The following is an 18,325-nucleotide window of genomic DNA, read 5'->3' as shown; positions in this document are numbered from 1 at the left end:
TTGGTCAGGTAAAAGACCTGACCAAGGTGAGGTTTCAAATTATCGGGCAGCTTAAAAATTGCCGCTAAAACTCAGGATGGCAGTACGCCCTGGCGCGGCAGAATAAGTCCCGCCAGAACCCTGGACATAGGCCTCGTCAAGCATGTTGTTCACGGCAAAACTTAGCGAAACATGATCATTGATTTGATAGGAACTGTAAAAATCAAACACACGGTACTTGAAGTACTGCCCAACGATGCTCGAAGCGTTCGAACTGCCGAAATTGTTTTGAGGGGTGACAAATGTTGCACGCATCCCCAAAACCAGATCCCGATCCCAAAAGCGAAGCCCCCCATCCAGGGTAATCTTCCGTCTGGGCATCGAATAAATGCCATAAAGCTGATCGGAAGCGCCATATATCGGAGCACCGATAGTTTCCTGCCCCAATGGAATGATGTTTGTATAAGTTTGGTTCGCATACTGAGAATATGCCGTATCAAGAACAAAGGGGTTATAGTTCCCCTCCAGATCCATATCGTTTAGCGTAAATGTTCCACCAAGATAATAACGGCCCGCATCATATGACAGTTCAAGTTCTGTGCCGTTGATATAAACCGGGTCGGTAAGATTGACGATTGCCGCTGCTGTTTTCGGTGAGGTATTGATCACAGGAGCCGTGGTTGTGCCACTTAGTGTCGGCTGAGGCACATAGGCAATAGTTGTATAGTTATCAATTACAGAACGGTAATAGGATACTTTTGCTCGAAAACCATCACCCTTGCGCAGAACATCGTTGAACTTGAAATTCACCCCGATTTCACTGGTTGTGGATTCTTCAGCTTTAAGGTTGGCGTTGGAATAGAATGGTACACCGACATTACCGATATGATCACCGCCGAGCAGGGCTTCCTGAACTGTCGGTGCCCTTAGGTTTTCACGGTAATTGGCATAAAACTGAATACCCTTGAACGGCGAGATGCTGGCCCCGAAGGATGGTGACACTTTGTTCTGGGACAAATCGACATCAAGCGGCGTCCCCCCGTCTTCGCACAAATTCCCTGATGACGCTTGGGTTTCACACCAAAACGTATCACCCGTCAGGCTATAACGATCCGCACGCAGGCCGCCATGGATCGTAAACAGATCATTCCAGCCATAGGTCGTGGTCAAATAAGCGCCATAAACATCACGCTGGCCACCCGGTGTTGATCCTTCGACCTGATATGCTGCACCATAGCCACCCTCATCCCCCAGCTCCGATGTTGTCTTGGCCTTATCCTCGAATAGCTCGGTTCCATAATCAAAACTCAACTCTGATGTTCCATCGAAGACCGGGTCCAATTCAAAGTTGCTTTTGTTGGCAATATCCGCACCGAACGTATCAAGCGTGTAATCATTATCAAAAGAACTCGTCGACACCGTACCAGAGGCTGTGTAACGCGCCGGGCGGAACTGGTGATTGTCCGTCCGCGTCCAGTACACCCCGGTATCAAGGTTGATCAATTCTGATTCCGGATCCCAATTGTGCTTTGCCGTCAGGGTGTGAACTTGCGTCTCGTTGAAATCGGCATACAAATTAGTAACGTCGTTCGTTTTCGCATAATCACTCATTGAACCGACGTAACCGAGATTAAGTTCCTGATCTTCACTCAGATATATATTTGCCTTCAACAACCCCGACGTCTGACGCAGGAATGTATATTCTGGACGGGAGCTGTCTCTGTCGTAGTACTTCCCGTTACCCGTGGTGAACAGTCCGGGGTTATTTGACCCCGGTCCATAATTTCCAATGGCTTTCCGGCTGACCGCAGCAGCGATATCTAACTTCGGCGAGATCCGGGCACCAACAGACGCATCACCCGCAAAGTCATAACTGTTGTTACCGTGGCTAATATTGATTTTACCGCCCCAATCTTCGCCATCATCAAGAATATCCTGCGTATTCAACGTACGCATTGTGACAATACCGGCAGAGCTACCTGCACCGCCATTTTGGGTCAGGTTGGATTTTTCAATCTCTACTTCTGCCAGCAAGGCCGGATCAATATAGACACGCGACGTTGTCCCGTGGGTCAGCTGATTATAGTTCTGGCGCGCACCATCGATATTAACGTTCACACGGCCCATTTCCTGCTGACCGCGAACGTTGACCGTCAAGCCGGGGTCACGTGCGTCATTGGAAATATCCACACCGGCAACTTGATTAAAAATTTCACGTGCTTCGCGAACGGGTGCCTTGCGCATACTTTCCTGCGTGATAACGGCAACAGAACCCGGCGTGTCATAGACCGAATCTGGCACTCCGTTATAACCAGCACTCTGCTGATGTGATGTTACAGTAACCGGAACCGTTACAGTCTCCTGCTCCAACATCGTATCAGACCGTATGATCGATACTGTGGTCGCATTAACCGCAACCCAGGATAGGCCACTTCCCGATAAAATCAGATTCAATGCAGACGCCGCTGTCATCTCCGCCGACAATGCGGTGCTCATCACACCTTCCGGCAGACTGCCATCAAAGACAACGTCAATCCCCGAAACCCTTGAATAGGCCAACAGTGCACCTGATAACGCCTGTGCGCCAATATCGAACTGAAACTGGCGATCACCAAGCGCAAAGCCATCATTTGGTGCCTGTGCTGTCTGCGTCGTTTGTTCAAGCTGAGACTGTGCAAAAGCAGCTATCGGCATAAAAAGCGTTCCAGTTAATGATGTCGCCACCAAAAGACGCGCAACAATGGACACCCCTGGTCGTGAGATTGTTGTGTAATTTGCGGTCTTTCGACCCACCTCATAAGAAAGCATTCTTTTTTATCTCCTGAGCCACGAATGCAATTATGAGATTACGTCGCATTCGCTATATTGTTACTCAGTCAGACGAGGCGCAAATACAGATATCTGAAATATAATGAATTTTTATGATATTAATTGTCATTATCATGAAATACAGACTGTCAAATGACCTTGATTCGGCAGTTTATTCATGTCGTGGAACTATTTCAGGCCGCCCGTAAAACGGTCAGATAGTCGGTAAAATGATGCACATTGATTGACATAACATTTGCCAGAACCGGCAAAACATCCTTTGACCGATCAAGATCGACCACAAGGGTAACCGGACGTGATTTTAGCTCTTCGCCAATAATCATGATCTTGCTGTTTTGCCAACGTTGCAGCACACGGACCACGTCTTCCAAAGGACGCCCCATGAACACAAGCTGTCCATTGCGCCAGGCAAGTTCCGTCGAAAGATCCACGCCATAGGGCCGTCCGATCTTTGCCCCGCGATAACGCATTGCATTGCCCGCAGGCAACGAAACTTCCCGGTCATCAATCCGCACCATCAACGGATTCTGTTCGGCAATCACCGTGACTTCATCGTCATAGACCGCGACATCAAGTCGCCCGCCACGCGACCAGCTTGCCCCATTGGCAGCCGCCACGAAAAAGGCCTGCTGTGTGGCAGAATGGTCAAACCAAGCCTCACCACGATGCAATTCGACACCATTTATACCCTGACGTGTGACATAGGACATGACCGTATCACTTGCCAATTCAGCCTTTACACCACCCGGCAGGGAAAACGCACCCCGTTCACCGGTTACAGTCCGCACATCGGCAAATGGATGGCGCGGGGCAAATGCCCAGCCCGCACTGATCACCGCAGCCGCAGCCGTTCCGGCCATGAATGCGCGCCGCCCAACTTTGGTACTTTGTGAGAGATCAAGAGTGGTGCTGCCACTCCAAAGACGTTCGACCTGGTGAAAGGCATCAAGATGCGCCGGGCTGGCATCAATCCAGCGTGCAAAAGCCCGGCGGTCTTCCTCGGTTTCGCTACCATCAAGTAACAGGGCGAACCAATAGACCGCCTGCTCGGACACAGTGTCGGGCAGGGTTGTAATATGATGCTCACCTGTCATGGTCATAAATACTGGGTTCCGGTCGCCGTGCTCTGATGGTGTGCTGATGTGGTCGTGATCAGATATCCTGTGGCCTTCCACGCCCAAAGGCTCCGGTTACTTTAACGATCCGGAGCACACGATTTCTGATCCATCGGTTACTTTTTTTCGAATTTTTCCATCGCATCCTTAACCAAGCTTAAGGCGCGGACCATGCGGCTAAAAGCGGTTTGCGTCGGAATACCCAGCTCAACCCCAATCTCGCCATAGGTTTTTCCTTCCAACCGGGCAAGAACAAAGACGTCGCGCAAGTTTTTTGGCAAGGCATTCAGCGATACCTGCAAACGGCGCAATTCCTGACGCGACCATGCAATCTGTTCCGGTGATGGGGCATCATCGGCGACGACCTCAAACACCTTGTCCGGGTCCTGAACAAAGGTCAGTATCCGCTCACGCCGGAAATGATCGATCACAAGATTCTGTGCCGTCCGATACAAATAGGACTGGGCAAACTGCTGATCGGGCAGGGACGGTGTGGTAACGACACGTAAAAAAGTATCCTGCACAATATCGTCGGCCAAATGCCATGATAATTTCCGCCGCTGCACATAATGAAGCAGTCGGGAACGATAAGTTCGGAACAGTGTGTTGACATCCCATTGCGTCACGGATCGAACCTTTGAAATTGCCGATTAAACTTTCCCTACCAGATATTTGGCAAAGGCTGTTTACGGCGATGTCATCAGAGGAATACCATACATATCGCACATGACAATCATTCGCAATTATAATTTCAACACATTGAAATAAAGGCACAATCCTTTGCCACAACAAAAAACCCGCCCGCCAAGGTTTCCCTTGCCGAGCGGGCATATTTTTTAAGATGGTGTCTTAGGATCAGAACCCTAATCACGATGCTTTCGACGGAACCGCAAATAGTTGCATTTCTTGCCCTGACGCAACGCCTTTTGCTCGTATCGGGTTTTAACCCAATCTTCCGGCGGATTGCGCCAGTCTTCCGGACTTTCGGCAAGCCATTCGAAATCAGGATGATTATGCAAATGTTGCAAGGTCCAGGAAATATATTGCATATCATCACTGGCAACCCGGAACTCGGCGCCGTCTTTCAAAAGACGCGCCAAAAGGGCCAAGTTCTTGGGCCCGATAAAACGACGTTCGGCATGACGTTTTTTCGGCCAGGGATCAGGAAACAGCAAGAACGCCCGGTCAAAGCAGGCATCGACCAATTTATACAGCAATGGCCGGGAATCGTCGGCAATCACCCGAACATTGGTCAGGCCGCGCTCGTCAATATGCCGCAGCAGGCTGCCAACCCCGTCCATGAACGGTTCCGCCCCGATAATGCCGGTCTGCGGATTGGCTTGCGCCTGACCAGCTAAATGTTCGCCCCCCCCAAATCCGATTTCAAGCCACAGCTGATCGGGCGTAAAATCAAAATAATCATGCGGAACAACGCCAGCCTGTTCAGGATAGGTGATCCCGATTTTTGGCAATAACGCGTCAACTAGTGCGCGCCGCGAATCCTTAAGCGGGCGGCTGCCACGACGGCCATAGAAATTCGGGCGATCAGGGGTAGGAATCGGACGGTTACTATTGCGCATTGTCTTATCTGTCAGAATTAGGGAAATCAGGATCAAGCCCTTAATCAAAAGGCTTAAAAATCAAACGGGCGGCCCCAAATTCCAATCAGGGCCGCCCGCGTCATATCATGTCACGCGTTTTTCGCAAATTGCGCTTTGACATTGCTGCCAATCAGGCACCGAATGCCGATTTCAATTCACCTGTCAGGTCGGTACGTTCCCACGAGAAACGACCGTCTTCCTCTGCCTTGCGGCCGAAATGGCCATAGGCAGAAGTCGGGACATAAATCGGACGGCAAAGCGAAAGATGTTCGCGGATGCCATGCGGGCTAAGATCCATCAACTGACGTAGAACACTGCCCAGCTTGATTTCATCCACATTGCCCGTACCGTGATTGTTCACATAAAGTGCTAGCGGCTTGGAAATACCGATCGCATAGGCAACCTGAATGGTGCAGCGTTCGGCAAGACCGGCCGCAACAACGTTTTTCGCAAGGTAACGCGCGGCATAGGCCGCCGAACGGTCAACCTTGGTCGGGTCTTTACCTGAAAACGCACCGCCACCATGTGGTGCAGCACCACCATAGGTATCAACAATGATCTTACGACCCGTCAGGCCCGCATCACCATCGGGACCACCAATAACAAAACGGCCCGTCGGGTTAATATAGATCTCGTCTTCCGACGGCATCCAACCTTCTGGCAGAACCGCTTCGACATACGGCAGTACAAGCGAACGAACGTCAGCCTGGCTCAGGCCATCAGCATGCTGGGTGGATACCACGACCGAGGTCGCGCCAACCGGCTTGCCATCAACATAACGAAGCGTAACCTGACTTTTTGCATCCGGGCCGAATTCGGCAGATTTACCAGAATGACGATCTTCGGCCATTTTGCGCAGGATGCGATGCGAGAACTGAATCGGTGCTGGCATCAGCTCGTCCGTCTCGTTGCAGGCATACCCAAACATGATGCCTTGATCGCCAGCACCTAGGTCTTTTTCGCCGGCAGAATCAACACCCTGGGCGATGTCCGCCGATTGCTCGTGAACGTGGCATTCGACTTCGGCAGTTTTCCAATGGAAACCTTCCTGTTCATAACCGATGGCACGAATAGCTTCGCGCGCTTTTTCGATCATGACATCCTTGGAAACGCTTTCTGGACCGCGTACTTCGCCAGCCAAAACCACGCGGTTGGTGGTGGCAAGGGTTTCGACAGCAACACGTGAATCTTCGTCGGCCGCCAAAAATGCGTCAACGATAGAATCGGAAATGCGGTCACAAACCTTGTCTGGATGACCTTCAGAAACGGATTCGCTGGTAAAAAGATATTCGGAAAGAGACATTCAAACCTTCTCCGGTGAAAAAGGAGTTCCAAAAACTGGACCGGAGGGCATCGATGCAAGCCTGCATCAATTGCGCCCACTTAGCCTTTTTTTGCGTGGTGGCAAGCGGTCCAAATCCGTCCACGTATCCTTACGAGCATATCACCCGAACAGAGGTTTTGCCCCAATGACATTTGGGGGTCAAGAAAGATCGACGCATAAACGTAACGCGCCAAGTGCATTTCAACCACCAATTAGCGCTAAAAATGAAAAAAGCGCACCCGGCCCAAGGTCACAGATGCGCTTTTTAACATTATAAATCAAAAGGCTTTCTATTTAGTGCCTTCGGCATTAGCAACAATAATGCCCATCGATTTAACCAATTCGAAAACACGTTTACGCTGGGTCGGATCAGTGATCCGATAATAAGCACGCACCAGTTCAAGTGTTTCGCGACGGTTCATCGGATCATTATCGAACGGATCCGGGCTTTCCGACATTTCGCGGCGTTCATGAACGGATTTCGATGAAATCTCGTCCGGCATATCGTCAAAGAAGAACGAAACCGGCACTTCCAAAACACGTGCCAAATCATACAGACGCGATGCGCCTACACGGTTTGCGCCGCGCTCATATTTCTGAACCTGCTGAAAGGTCAGACCAATAGCCTCGCCAAGCTTTTCCTGGCTCATACCCAAAAGGGTACGGCGCAGGCGAATACGTGCGCCAACGTGAATATCAACAGGGTTCGGCTTACCATTGGCGGTCCGGCCTCGACCTCTACCACGGGTATTTTTTACCATCGTGCTTTCATCCTTAGGCGACATTTTGTGTTGTCCTTCTCTCACTCCGACCTACCCGCTCTTTTTGTTGATGGGACAATCAGTGAGCGGTTTGGTGCTTCACACAGCCGCTTTAAGGGATTTGAAAAACCTACTATACCCCAAAACGAGAACGGCCAAGAAGGCTACAATACCGTAAAATAGAATATCACGCCACAAATAATATACTGTGGTATGGTTGTACACCTCCGAAAGGGGGTGAATTAGGACTCCCTCTCCACTTAAGGGGAGTGTAGCCAACACCCGCCCATAAGGATCGTACATTGCCGATACGCCAGTATAGGCCGCACGGACCATCGGGCGTCCTTCCTCGATGCTCCGAAATCTTGCCGCGGCCAAATGCTGATAGGGGCCGGCACTTTTGCCAAACCATCCATCATTGGTGATATTTAACAACCAGTCCGGCTGATGTGCGTCATCAATCACCGCACCCGGAAAAATCACTTCATAACAAATCAACGGTGAAAAGCTTGGTATGTTCCCGACATCAAGCGTTTTAGGACCGTCGCCAAAGGAAAAATCAGTCCGACCTGCGGTCAATTTGGGAAGGGATATCCAGTCACGGAACGGGACATATTCACCAAATGGCACCAGATGAAACTTGTCAAAGCTTGCTATGATCTTACCACTAGCGTCCAGAACCTGAACAGCGTTCCAGACCTTGAATTCATCGGTATCTCGTGGATAGGTCCTTGGCGCACCGGTGATCAGGATATCATCCGGTCCCAAAATCGATGCCATCTGCAATCGGCGCACCGGTTGTGCTTCGACAAAAAATGTCGCCGCCGTTTCCGGCCAGATCACAATGCGTTTTCGGGCAGGATCCATATCCCCCGGCCGGCGCGATAAGCGTAACAGCTTGGCAAAATGCTGATCCTGAAATTCCGGCAACCACTTTTCACGCTGGGGAATATTGGGTTGTACCACCTGCACAATTGGCAAATCATCGGCCAATGTTGCTTCAGCATCTAGCGGTCCAACCATGGCAAGGCGAATCGCACCGCCGCCCCACAACAAAACTGCAATAAGAATCCCCGCAATTGCGGTCATGCGTCCTGCTCGCCCGGCAATCACGGTTGCCGGTAACATTGCAAACAATCCGGTAACAACCGAAAGCCCATAAACCCCGACCACCGAGGCAAACTGCATTGGTGCCGGATCAATCGCCCAGACATGAGCCAGCAAATTCCACGGGAATCCGGTTAAAATATGCCCCCGCAGGAATTCCGCCACCGCCCAAAGGGTGGCCAGCATCACCGCACGACCGATAATCCCGTGCGTCAGGCGCCAACTTGCCCAGACGGCAACCATCGGAAAAATTGCCAGCCCCCCGCCAAGACCCAGCAAGGCAAATGGGATCATCCAGCCATAAACTTCCGGCTGAACCAAAAAGGCATGACTGATCCAATAAAATCCTGCGGCAAAATGCCCGGTACCAAACCACCAACCGGCGGAAAGTGCGCCCTTGTTGCATTTAACACCTTCAAGCGACCACAACAGCAGGGCAAAAGCCACGGGCAAGACAGGCAAAAAGAAGAAAGGCGGCAACGCCAATACCGCAACCGCCCCCGAAACCAGCCATAGAAAACGCCTGCGCCAGCCTGAAAGGCCGGCCAGATACGACGCCAGTCTATCAATCATCAGAAGATCCCTGTTTGGAACTTTCGTCACCGATCACGGCTGGTTCAGTCCGGACCAAATGAATACGCAAACGACGGATTCGGCGCGGATCAGCCTCAAGAACTTCGAACTGGATACCGGTCGGATGTTCGATTAGTTCGCCGCGCGCCGGAACACGCCCGGCCAACGAAAAGACCAATCCACCCAGGGTATCGATATCTTCGTCCTCATCCTCGTCAAGCAAGCTAAAGCCGAGCTTTTCTTCAAGGTCTTCAACCTCGTAACGAGCATCGGCAATATAACAACCATCCGAAAGCCGGATCAGTTTCGGGGTCTGATCAACGTCGTGCTCGTCATCGATTTCGCCAACGATTTCCTCGACCAGATCCTCGATTGTAATCAGACCATCAGTGCCGCCAAATTCATCGACCACCAGCGCCATATGTGTCCGCGACAAGCGCATTTCCGACAAAAGATCGAGAACACGGATCGCAGGTGACACAAACAAAACCCGGCGCAACAGTGACTTCAGACGGAATTCCTTGCCCGCAGCAACACAGCCCAACACGTCCTTGATATGGACCATCCCAGCAATTTCATCGAGCGATTCACCGTAAACCGGCAGGCGCGAATGGGCTTTTTTGACCATCACTTCGACAAGTTCATCAAGGGTGATGCTTTTTTCGACGGCGACAATATCCGCATGTGGGATCATAACATCTTCGGCGGTCATATCGCGCAATGCGATGATGTTTTCAAAAAGCGACCGTTCATGAAGCGAAACCGGCTCGTCGTCTTCCCCGCTACGTTCGGCAAGTTCTTCAAGCGTATCAGAAAGCGATGCTTCGCCGTTACGGACCTTGCGCCGCAGGCCCAATGCCTGCGCAACATTGCCCCACAGTGATCCGCTTTCCGAATCCTGACTATTCTCCCCGCCCAGGCGAGGGCGCATACTGTCGTGGTCGTCGTCGCGTTGACTATTCTCGGTCATTGTCCTGTTTCGACATCCTGGTCTTCGATCGGTTCATAGGGATCATCAATCCCCAGCCTGGCAAGAATTTGCCGTTCAAGTTCTTCCATCTCTTCGGCTTCATCATCAACCATATGATCATAGCCGACAAGATGTAGCGTGCCATGCACGGTCAGATGAACAAGATGATTTATCAACGCCTTGTTCTGCTCGGCAGCTTCACGGGCACATGTTTCACGTGCAACAATAATATCACCCAGCATCAGCGGCATATCAGGCGTCATCATGAAATCGGCTGCATCATCTGCACTTTCAAGGGCAGCAAAGGACAATACATTGGTTGGACTGTCCTTGCCGCGATAATCGCGATTCAACACACGCACCGATGCATCATCAGACAAACGCACGCCAACTTCGATCACCGGTGCAATGCTGAGCAATGACGCACCATCACCTTCATCAGGCGTGCCATCAGTCGGAACAGCATCATCTTCCCAAAGCGCACCATCAATGACAGCGCCGTCAAGGGCGGCGACTACCGCGTTTTCAATGGCATCAACCTCGGCCTTGGTCCAATCGCCCGCATCGATATCAAGGTCCAGATCAAGTGGTGCTGTCATCACCCTGATCCTCGTCCTTATTGCCGCGATAGCCCTTTTTCAATCGATCACGAAGGGCATCTGCCGCGTCATATGCCTGAACGATCTTGGTCACCAGCGCATGACGCACAATGTCGCGCTGATCAAATTTGATCGTCGCAACACCTTTGACATCCCCGATGGTTTCAAGCGCATCGCGCAAACCCGATTTTGTCCCGTCGGGCAAATCAACCTGGGTCATATCACCGGTCACCACCATGCGTGATCCCTCGCCCAGTCGGGTCAGGAACATCTTCATCTGCATCGCAGTGGTATTTTGCGCCTCGTCCAAAATGACAAAGGCATGGGCAAGTGTACGCCCGCGCATAAAGGCAAGCGGTGCAACCTCGATCTCGCCGCTTTCCATGTGTTTGATCACAACATCACCGGGCAAGGTATCATGCAGCGCGTCGTAAAGCGGGCGCAGATACGGATCAACCTTGTCCTTAAGATCCCCAGGCAGGAAGCCAAGCCGTTCGCCGGCCTCAACCGCCGGACGCGACAGAACAATACGGTCGACCTGCCCCTGAATCAGGGATTGAACCGCCATTGCCACCGCCAAATAGGTCTTGCCAGTACCGGCCGGACCAATACCAAACACCAGCTCGTTATCAAGCATGGCCTCGACATAGTCCTTTTGACGTTTGGAACGCGGCGAAATACGGCGCTTTTTAGTCTGGATGGTCAGGCGCGACCCACCAAACATATCTTTGGTTTGATCCTTGGTCTGACCATTCCACGGATCGGTTTCATCCGGTTCCGAAAGACGAATAGCACCGTCGACCGTTTCGAGATCGACATGATCTATTTCCTTGTCGCGCAGGCGTGCATAAAGCTGCCCCAGAACCTTTCTGGCCTGGGCAACCTTGGCAGCCTGACCGGCAAGGGTCACAATCGATCCACGACTGGAAACCTGAACCCCTGTGCCTTCGGAAAGGCGGGTCAGGTTTTCGGCCTGTGGCCCATATAAAAGCTGGGCCAATGCATTGTCTGAAAATTCGATCTGTTCTTTGTCTTTGGTCGATGGTTTGGCTTTTGCCGTTCTTTTTGCCTTGGCTGAGGCTGAGGTGGCGCTCACGCAACGTTCCTTTCAGAATCCCGCTTTTGAACCGGGGTATCGACCAGTTCTCCGCCCAAGGAATTAGGCAGGGCTTCGATAATTTTCAACCGCACAATCTGACCGAGTGCCGTTTCCGGCAGGCCACTGACGTGAACCGGCTGCATATAGGGGCTTTTGCCAACAAGCTGACCATCCAACTTGCCAAACCGTTCCAACAGAACATCCATCTCCCTGCCAAGGCAGTTACGGTTAAATTCAAGCTGTTGTTCCGCCAAAAGGGCCTGCAAGCGCATGATCCGTTCGGTTTTTACCGGTTCGGGAACCTGCAATTCCATCGCCGATGCCGGTGTGCCCGGACGGGGACTATATTTAAAACTGAACGCCTGAATAAAGGTGATGTCGCGCACCATCTGCATCGTGTCTTCGAAATCCTTGTCCGATTCCCCAGGGAAACCAACAATGAAATCCGACGACAGGGCAAGATCGGGACAGGCATCTTTAAGCTTGGCGACAATATCACGATAGCCTGCGCCATCATGTTTGCGGTTCATCGCCTGCAACACACGATCCGATCCCGCCTGCACCGGCAAATGAAGGAACGGCATCAGTTTCGGAAGGTCACGATGGGCCGCGATCAGGTCATCATCCACATCGCGCGGATGCGAAGTCGTGTAACGGATGCGATCAAGCCCATCAATATCGGACAATTCACGCAACAGCCGCCCCAGGCTCCATTCCCCGCCCGTCGGGCCTGCACCGTGATAAGCATTGACGTTCTGGCCCAAAAGCGTGATTTCGCGTGTTCCCTTGGCAACAAGCTGGCGGGCTTCATTGATCACATCCATGCCCGGTCGGGAATATTCCGCACCGCGGGTATAGGGCACCACACAGAAAGTACAAAACTTGTCGCAACCTTCCTGAATCGCCAGAAATGCTGAAAATCCCTGCCGGGAAACCTGTTCAGGCAGGTGATCAAATTTTTCCTCGGCCGGGAAATCGGTATCGATAATACGATCACGCCCGATCGCCCGATTGGCGCGCGCTACCATTTCCGGCAGACGGTGATAGGTTTGCGGACCAAATACCATGTCGACCATCGGTTCACGGCGCATCAATTCGGCACCTTCGGCCTGCGCAACACAGCCCGCCACCGCGACAATCATCCTGTCCTTGCCGTTGGCTTCCTTGGCTTTTTTATGTTTACGGATACGCCCCAGATCGGAAAAGACCTTTTCGGATGCTTTTTCACGAATATGGCAGGTATTAAGGATCACCATATCCGCACCTTTGGGGTCGTCGACCGGCTGATATCCCAGCGGCGCCAAAACGTCCTGCATGCGCTGGCTGTCGTAGACATTCATCTGACAGCCATAGGTTTTCACAAAAAGCTTCTTCGTCTCGCTCACTTTTGATCCCGTTTTCCGCTTATGAATACGCCGAAAAGCGGTGTGAAAGTTACACACCGCAAACCGGACATCTTCGATATCTGAAATTCCGGTTACATGAAACCCAATTCACGCAAACGGATTATACGGCAAAACGATCAAGAGCCGAACTGACGATCCGGTCCAAACAGACGAAAGTCTTCTGAAACGATGGCCAACGGCGAACAGCCGATCAGGTCACCCGGACGTCCATTGTCTATTAGCGGAACCGGAACCCCCCGATGCATGCCCGTTAATGCTGCGTGATGTCCGCGCGCAACAGCGGTTTCGCACATGCGGGAAAGTTCCTTGCGTGACCCGGCATCCGCCAAAGTCACAGGCGGATGAACAACCAGCTCAACCGTTACTTTGCCAAGCGCGAGAAACTGCCACAAATGCGGGGCCAAGTCCATATCGCCGTACCAGGAATAAAATGCCCGCAAGTCCCGGCCAATCGGCGCGCCGTCCAAACGGGTTGCCGCAATCGAAACCGGCTGGATTTTCACCGGCGACCCATCGGGCAGGGTCCGTTCGGCAACACCGAACAAAGTCGATTTAAACGGCAGCACGCGGTTGCCGTCATTACTGGTCCCTTCCGGGAACAGGATCAGCTTGTGCCCCGCCGCAAGGCGTTTAGAAAGCTGATCATTTTGATCACGTGCCCGAACAGGGCGACGTTCAACAAATGTGGATCGCTGCAATTTTGCCAGCGTCCCGAAGACCGGCCAACTGGCCACTTCGGTTTTGGCAATGAAACTGCCACGCACAAGCGCACCAAGCACGGGGATATCAAGATAGGACGCGTGATTGGCAACAATAATACCCGGACCATCCATCAATTCTGCACCTGAAACCCGCACTTCAAGATGCAGGATTTTCAGGCACAGCGCATGATAGAATCGCGGTAAGTCATCAGCCAGTTGCAGGCGAAACGCAATCGCCACCACCTGTACCGGCAACAAGATCAAAGTCAGCAAGGCATAAGCCAACAGCCGCATGGCTGCACACGCATAACAGTTCACGATACCCTCGCGGTCCGTTCATAATGCTTATAATAACGATCGGTTACCTTTTCCGTCGGTAACACGATACAGATGTCCGTGGTATTGAACTGATGATCAACCACCGCACCGTCACCAACAAAACCGCCCAATCGCAGATACCCTTTGATCAATGGCGGCAAGTCCCGAAGGGCCTGACGGGCATCAATCGTATCGATGGTTGTGCGGGCCATTGGTTCGTATCGATCTTCCACGGCACGCGGACGCATTTCTTCCGGTGCAAGATGGTTGTGATGCAGATAGGTCAGCACATCGCCAAACGCATCCGGATCGGTGCCATGGAACGATGCACAGCCAAACATCAGCTTGATATCGTATTTGAAAACATATGCCGCAATGCCCTGCCACAAAAGCTGAAGGGTCGGCATGGTGCGATAGGCTGCCTCGACGCAGGAACGCCCAAGCTCCATGATCTCGCCATTGCCCTGTACGGCATCAAGCATCGACTGAATATGATATTCATCGGCACTATAAAAGCCACCATTCTGATTGGCCACCGACTGACGTAGCAGACGATATGTGCCGACAACCCCGTCAGCACCCTGACCGCGATTGTGGTCGATCACCAGCAAATGGTCGCAAAGCGGATCATAATGATCAAAGTCGCGCTCGGCCTTGGCCATCTCGGCACTCGGCTTTGCACCGCGCTCATCATAGAACACCTTGTAACGAAGTTTCTGACTTGCGAGGAGTTCATCCTCGGTTTCGGCGAGGCGCACCTCAAGCCGCTGCTGTCGATCGTCGCTCATCGCAACTCCCTTTCGTTCATCTGCGCGGATTTTGCGCAAGATTTGCGTTAAGGGCGAGTGAAGGCTTTGTTAAGAACGCGTAACAGGAATATGAAAAGCCACCCGCTCGCGACGAACGGGTGGCTTAAATCTTGGTTTTTTGCAACCGTTCCGTCAGAAAACGGTTACTTTTCGTCCTTCGCGGGGACGCCGTAAAGTTCCAATCGGTGACCGACAAGCTTGAAACCAAGCTCGCGAGCGATCTCTTCCTGAAGCTTTTCGATTTTTTCGTTCGAAAACTCGATCACTTTACCAGACCGCATATCGATCAGGTGGTCGTGATGTTCCTCGGTCAATTCCTCGTAACGCGCACGGCCATCGCCGAAATCGTGTTTTTCAAGGATATTCGCCTCTTCAAAAAGACGAACGGTCCGATAAACGGTTGCAATCGAAATCTTCGGATCAATTTCCGTTGCCCGGCGATAAACCAGTTCCACATCGGGATGGTCTTCGGAGTCCGACAGGACCCGGGCAATCACCCGACGTTGGCCAGTCATTTTCAGACCCGCGTCGATGCACTTCTGCTCGATGGTTGATTCTGCAAGCATAGTCTTTTTCTCGTTTCCGGTTCCGCCTGTCCCCAACCCGGGGTGCTCCCCAGGCTTTTGCTCTCTCGTGGGCTAAATATCGAGAAAACTGACACATATCGCAAGGTACAATTCGCGATAATTTGTTCTCTCTGGCTTGCCTCCTGCCCAATGAAACGCTACTTCACGTTTTCGGGGCCCGTTCAGGAGACAACATATGGATGACATCACACCCGACTACAAGATCGACATTACAAACGATGTCTGTCCAATGACCTTTGTTCGCACCCGCCTGAAACTGGAAACCATGACACAGGGTCAAGTGCTTGAAGTCACACTGGGCGCTGGCGAACCGCTTAAAAACGTTCCGCGCTCTGTCACCGAAATGGGCGACACCATTATCGATCTTGTCGAACTTGCCAACACGCCAAACACATATCGGTTAACGATACAAAAAACCTGAAATCAGTTCGGCCTGTCATCATCGTGGCTTAGACTATAACAGCTTGATGCTCAAAACCACACATTTGATGTGGATATAAAAATTGAATGCGTCCAGCTTGCATCAACGATCCCATCCCAAAACACACAGGCCAAGATCGCGCTCCATAACAAGTGCATCGACAGAACGGCCGGATTTTCGACGGTAATATTGTTTACGTCGGCCAATTTCGACAAAACCGTTGTGCCGATAAAGCGCAATCGCCGATGTATTATCATCGGCAACTTCCAATAAAACCCGCCCGATCCCGGTTTCGCGCAACCGATCAAATGTCGCAGACAGCAACTTTCGGGCAACCCCGCATTTGCGGGCCTGTTTGGCAACGACAATGGTATTGATTTCGGCCTCGTCCAGAACCGTCTGCATCTGGATAAACCCAAGCGGTATATCAAGCTGGTTTTCCGCATCGTTCCCCGGCGCAAATGCCAAAAACCCAAAAGCACCGGGCACATCCAGCAAGGCGATCATCTCGTCCTCGGACCAGTGATCTTCGAAGCCGTCGGTATGAAGGACACTTGCCACCGCGCAAAATGCCGCCGTCAACGGAACGATTTCAATCTCGTTGGCAAATTTTGGAACGTGGGACTCGGAGCTCATTTGTTCTTGGCCGGAAGATTGTTTTTGGTAAATCTGGATTTTAGCGGTTTTTTCTTGGCTGGTCCCTGATCTTCGATCCGGCGCGCATCGGGTGCACGCAAATATAATGGTACTGGCGGCAGATTTTCATCCGTCCCCCAACGCCCGACCGCAATCCGCGCGACATTGCCCGCACGCGGCAATCCGGGTGCAGTGCAGTCATAAAACGCATCCGGGGCATGGGCAGCAGCCGTTAAAAGGCGCGCAGTCGCATCACCGGCCAAAACCGTATCACCGGGTGGCGCCATCATCAGCGCCTGACGCGGCGCAACGCATTCAGCCGTACTCAACGGGCGTTTTTTACTATCAAACGCCTGGGCGAAAATCTCGTTTCGTTTACTATCAAGTGCAACAAGGATGTTGCGCCCCTGCTGATCGCGTTCCGAAACACCATATGCCACTGCTTCTAACGAACTGACCCCAACCACCGGAATCTTCCGCGCAAGGCCAAGGCCGCGTGCGGTGGCAAGACCGATGCGCATACCGGTAAAAGCCCCCGGCCCAACCGTCACAGCGATCCCGTCAACCTCGTCAAAAGTAATCCCGGCCTGGCTCAGGCTTTCGGATATGAACCCCATCAGGTGTTCTGCCTGACCACGTTCCATATCTTCATAAAGCTCGCCCTTGACCTCGCCATTGATCAGCACTGCGGTTGAAAGCGCCGTTGACGCCGTATCAATGGCAAGCAGGGTCGGGCCGGTTTTTTCAACGACCCCGGATGACGTTTGCGATGCGGTCGGATCTGCGCTATGGGAATTGCCACGCAACTGACCGGTCAGCATTTTTTTGATGTAATCGGTAAACGACAAGAACAGGGGGCCTCCGGCAATGGCGCTGGTCGAAATTACGCCACAAGAATATGATGTCGACATCGATATCGTCTATGCCACGGATCGCAACTTCACCGGGGCACCAATTTATTCACGGCCTGCCTGCTATCTGCATCGCGATGCGGCGGACTGCCTGAAAAAGGCGATCGCCATGGCACGACGTCATGGAAAACGCATACGCGTTCTGGATGCTTTCCGTCCACAAGAAGCCCAGCGAGCTCTTTGGAACCATACACCCAATCCCGATTTCATCGCCAATCCCGATCTTGGATCGCCACATGGCCGTGGTGTCGCCATTGATCTAACGCTGTTGGACGCAAACGGCAAGGAACTGGATATGGGGGCAGGGTTTGATGAAATGCATACCCGGTCCAATCACGGGGCGGACGGACTTTCAAAAACCGCCGAAGCCAACCGTTTTCTGCTGCTGGCGATCATGGTCAGTGCCGGTTTTGAATATTACGATCATGAATGGTGGCACTATCAATTGCCCGATGCGCGCAAAAAATACCCGCTGTTTTCCGACAGCTCTTTACCGCAAAGCATGCTGAAATGATAACAGCAACACGGCATCTTTTAAACCCGATGCCGTGCTGCTGTTGAAGACGAAGCCTGTCTTGT

At 52.1% G+C, this 18,325-nt stretch carries 18 protein-coding genes; 2 read left to right on the top strand and 16 right to left on the bottom strand.

From position 1 onward, the window contains the following. Positions 1-51: 51 nt before the first annotated feature. The 14 genes from TALK_RS01850 to TALK_RS01785 all read right to left on the bottom strand — a co-directional run bounded on the left by TALK_RS01850 (position 52) and on the right by TALK_RS01785 (position 15,757). Positions 52-2,673 (bottom strand): TonB-dependent receptor, encoded by a 2,622-nt coding sequence (locus tag TALK_RS01850; RefSeq protein WP_169714914.1) that lies wholly within the window; start codon positions 2,671-2,673, stop codon positions 52-54. 308 nt (positions 2,674-2,981) lie between these two features. Further along, a complete protein-coding gene (locus tag TALK_RS01845) occupies positions 2,982-3,908 on the bottom strand; it encodes a FecR family protein (RefSeq protein WP_085615239.1) in 927 nt (308 codons plus the stop codon). Between the two features lie 131 nt (positions 3,909-4,039). Continuing rightward, complete coding sequence (locus tag TALK_RS01840) at positions 4,040-4,549, bottom strand: RNA polymerase sigma factor (protein WP_281251272.1); 510 nt, start codon at positions 4,547-4,549, stop codon at positions 4,040-4,042. Between the two features lie 237 nt (positions 4,550-4,786). Further along, positions 4,787-5,503 (bottom strand): tRNA (guanosine(46)-N7)-methyltransferase TrmB, encoded by a 717-nt coding sequence (gene trmB, locus TALK_RS01835; protein ID WP_085615237.1) that lies wholly within the window; start codon positions 5,501-5,503, stop codon positions 4,787-4,789. A 151-nt stretch (positions 5,504-5,654) separates the two neighbouring features. Further along, on the bottom strand, positions 5,655-6,827 hold the full coding sequence (gene metK, locus TALK_RS01830) for a methionine adenosyltransferase (RefSeq protein WP_085615235.1): 1,173 nt from the start codon (positions 6,825-6,827) through the stop codon (positions 5,655-5,657). Between the two features lie 311 nt (positions 6,828-7,138). Continuing rightward, the gene (locus TALK_RS01825; protein ID WP_085615723.1) at positions 7,139-7,609 is read right to left on the bottom strand and encodes a helix-turn-helix domain-containing protein; all 471 of its coding nucleotides are present in this window, start codon (positions 7,607-7,609) and stop codon (positions 7,139-7,141) included. A 99-nt stretch (positions 7,610-7,708) separates the two neighbouring features. Continuing rightward, positions 7,709-9,289 (bottom strand): apolipoprotein N-acyltransferase, encoded by a 1,581-nt coding sequence (gene lnt / locus TALK_RS01820; RefSeq protein ID WP_085615234.1) that lies wholly within the window; start codon positions 9,287-9,289, stop codon positions 7,709-7,711. After that, entirely contained in the window at positions 9,282-10,220 is a 939-nt protein-coding gene (locus TALK_RS01815; protein ID WP_085615721.1) for a hemolysin family protein, read from the bottom strand. Before TALK_RS01815 ends, lnt begins: the two co-directional genes overlap by 8 nt. 35 nt (positions 10,221-10,255) lie before the next feature. Further along, positions 10,256-10,858, bottom strand: a complete 603-nt coding sequence (ybeY, locus tag TALK_RS01810) for an rRNA maturation RNase YbeY (protein WP_245829629.1) — start codon at positions 10,856-10,858, stop codon at positions 10,256-10,258. Further along, positions 10,842-11,954 carry a PhoH family protein gene (locus TALK_RS01805; RefSeq protein ID WP_085615232.1) on the bottom strand — a complete coding sequence of 371 codons (1,113 nt, stop codon included), beginning with the start codon at positions 11,952-11,954 and terminating at the stop codon, positions 10,842-10,844. Before TALK_RS01805 ends, ybeY begins: the two co-directional genes overlap by 17 nt. Then, on the bottom strand, positions 11,951-13,342 hold the full coding sequence (miaB, locus tag TALK_RS01800) for a tRNA (N6-isopentenyl adenosine(37)-C2)-methylthiotransferase MiaB (RefSeq protein WP_085615230.1): 1,392 nt from the start codon (positions 13,340-13,342) through the stop codon (positions 11,951-11,953). Before miaB ends, TALK_RS01805 begins: the two co-directional genes overlap by 4 nt. Positions 13,343-13,479: 137 nt before the next feature. After that, on the bottom strand, positions 13,480-14,382 hold the full coding sequence (locus TALK_RS01795; RefSeq protein ID WP_085615229.1) for a lysophospholipid acyltransferase family protein: 903 nt from the start codon (positions 14,380-14,382) through the stop codon (positions 13,480-13,482). Then, positions 14,379-15,170: a GNAT family N-acetyltransferase gene (locus tag TALK_RS01790; protein ID WP_085615227.1), complete on the bottom strand. Its 792-nt coding sequence runs from the start codon at positions 15,168-15,170 to the stop codon at positions 14,379-14,381. The genes TALK_RS01795 and TALK_RS01790 overlap by 4 nt, the downstream gene beginning before the upstream one ends. Before the next feature lie 164 nt (positions 15,171-15,334). After that, positions 15,335-15,757 carry a Fur family transcriptional regulator gene (locus TALK_RS01785; RefSeq protein ID WP_085615225.1) on the bottom strand — a complete coding sequence of 141 codons (423 nt, stop codon included), beginning with the start codon at positions 15,755-15,757 and terminating at the stop codon, positions 15,335-15,337. 196 nt (positions 15,758-15,953) lie between these two features. Between TALK_RS01785 and TALK_RS01780 the strand changes: the two genes are divergently transcribed. Next, positions 15,954-16,199, top strand: coding sequence for a sulfurtransferase TusA family protein (locus TALK_RS01780; RefSeq protein WP_085615223.1), 246 nt, complete (start codon positions 15,954-15,956; stop codon positions 16,197-16,199). 102 nt (positions 16,200-16,301) lie between these two features. Here TALK_RS01780 and TALK_RS01775 read toward each other — a convergent pair whose 3' ends face one another. Next, positions 16,302-16,835, bottom strand: a complete 534-nt coding sequence (locus TALK_RS01775; protein WP_085615221.1) for a GNAT family N-acetyltransferase — start codon at positions 16,833-16,835, stop codon at positions 16,302-16,304. Further along, positions 16,832-17,683, bottom strand: a complete 852-nt coding sequence (gene tsaB, locus TALK_RS01770; RefSeq protein WP_085615219.1) for a tRNA (adenosine(37)-N6)-threonylcarbamoyltransferase complex dimerization subunit type 1 TsaB — start codon at positions 17,681-17,683, stop codon at positions 16,832-16,834. The genes TALK_RS01775 and tsaB overlap by 4 nt, the downstream gene beginning before the upstream one ends. A gap of 19 nt (positions 17,684-17,702) precedes the next feature. On the opposite strand from tsaB, the gene ddpX reads away from it, so the two are divergent. Further along, complete coding sequence (ddpX, locus tag TALK_RS01765) at positions 17,703-18,260, top strand: D-alanyl-D-alanine dipeptidase (RefSeq protein ID WP_085615217.1); 558 nt, start codon at positions 17,703-17,705, stop codon at positions 18,258-18,260. Positions 18,261-18,325 lie beyond the last annotated feature (65 nt).

It is taken from the genome of Thalassospira alkalitolerans, assembly GCF_002115745.1.
GTDB lineage: Bacteria > Pseudomonadota > Alphaproteobacteria > Rhodospirillales > Thalassospiraceae > Thalassospira > Thalassospira alkalitolerans.
This window is presented reverse-complemented; position numbering and strand designations above follow the sequence as displayed.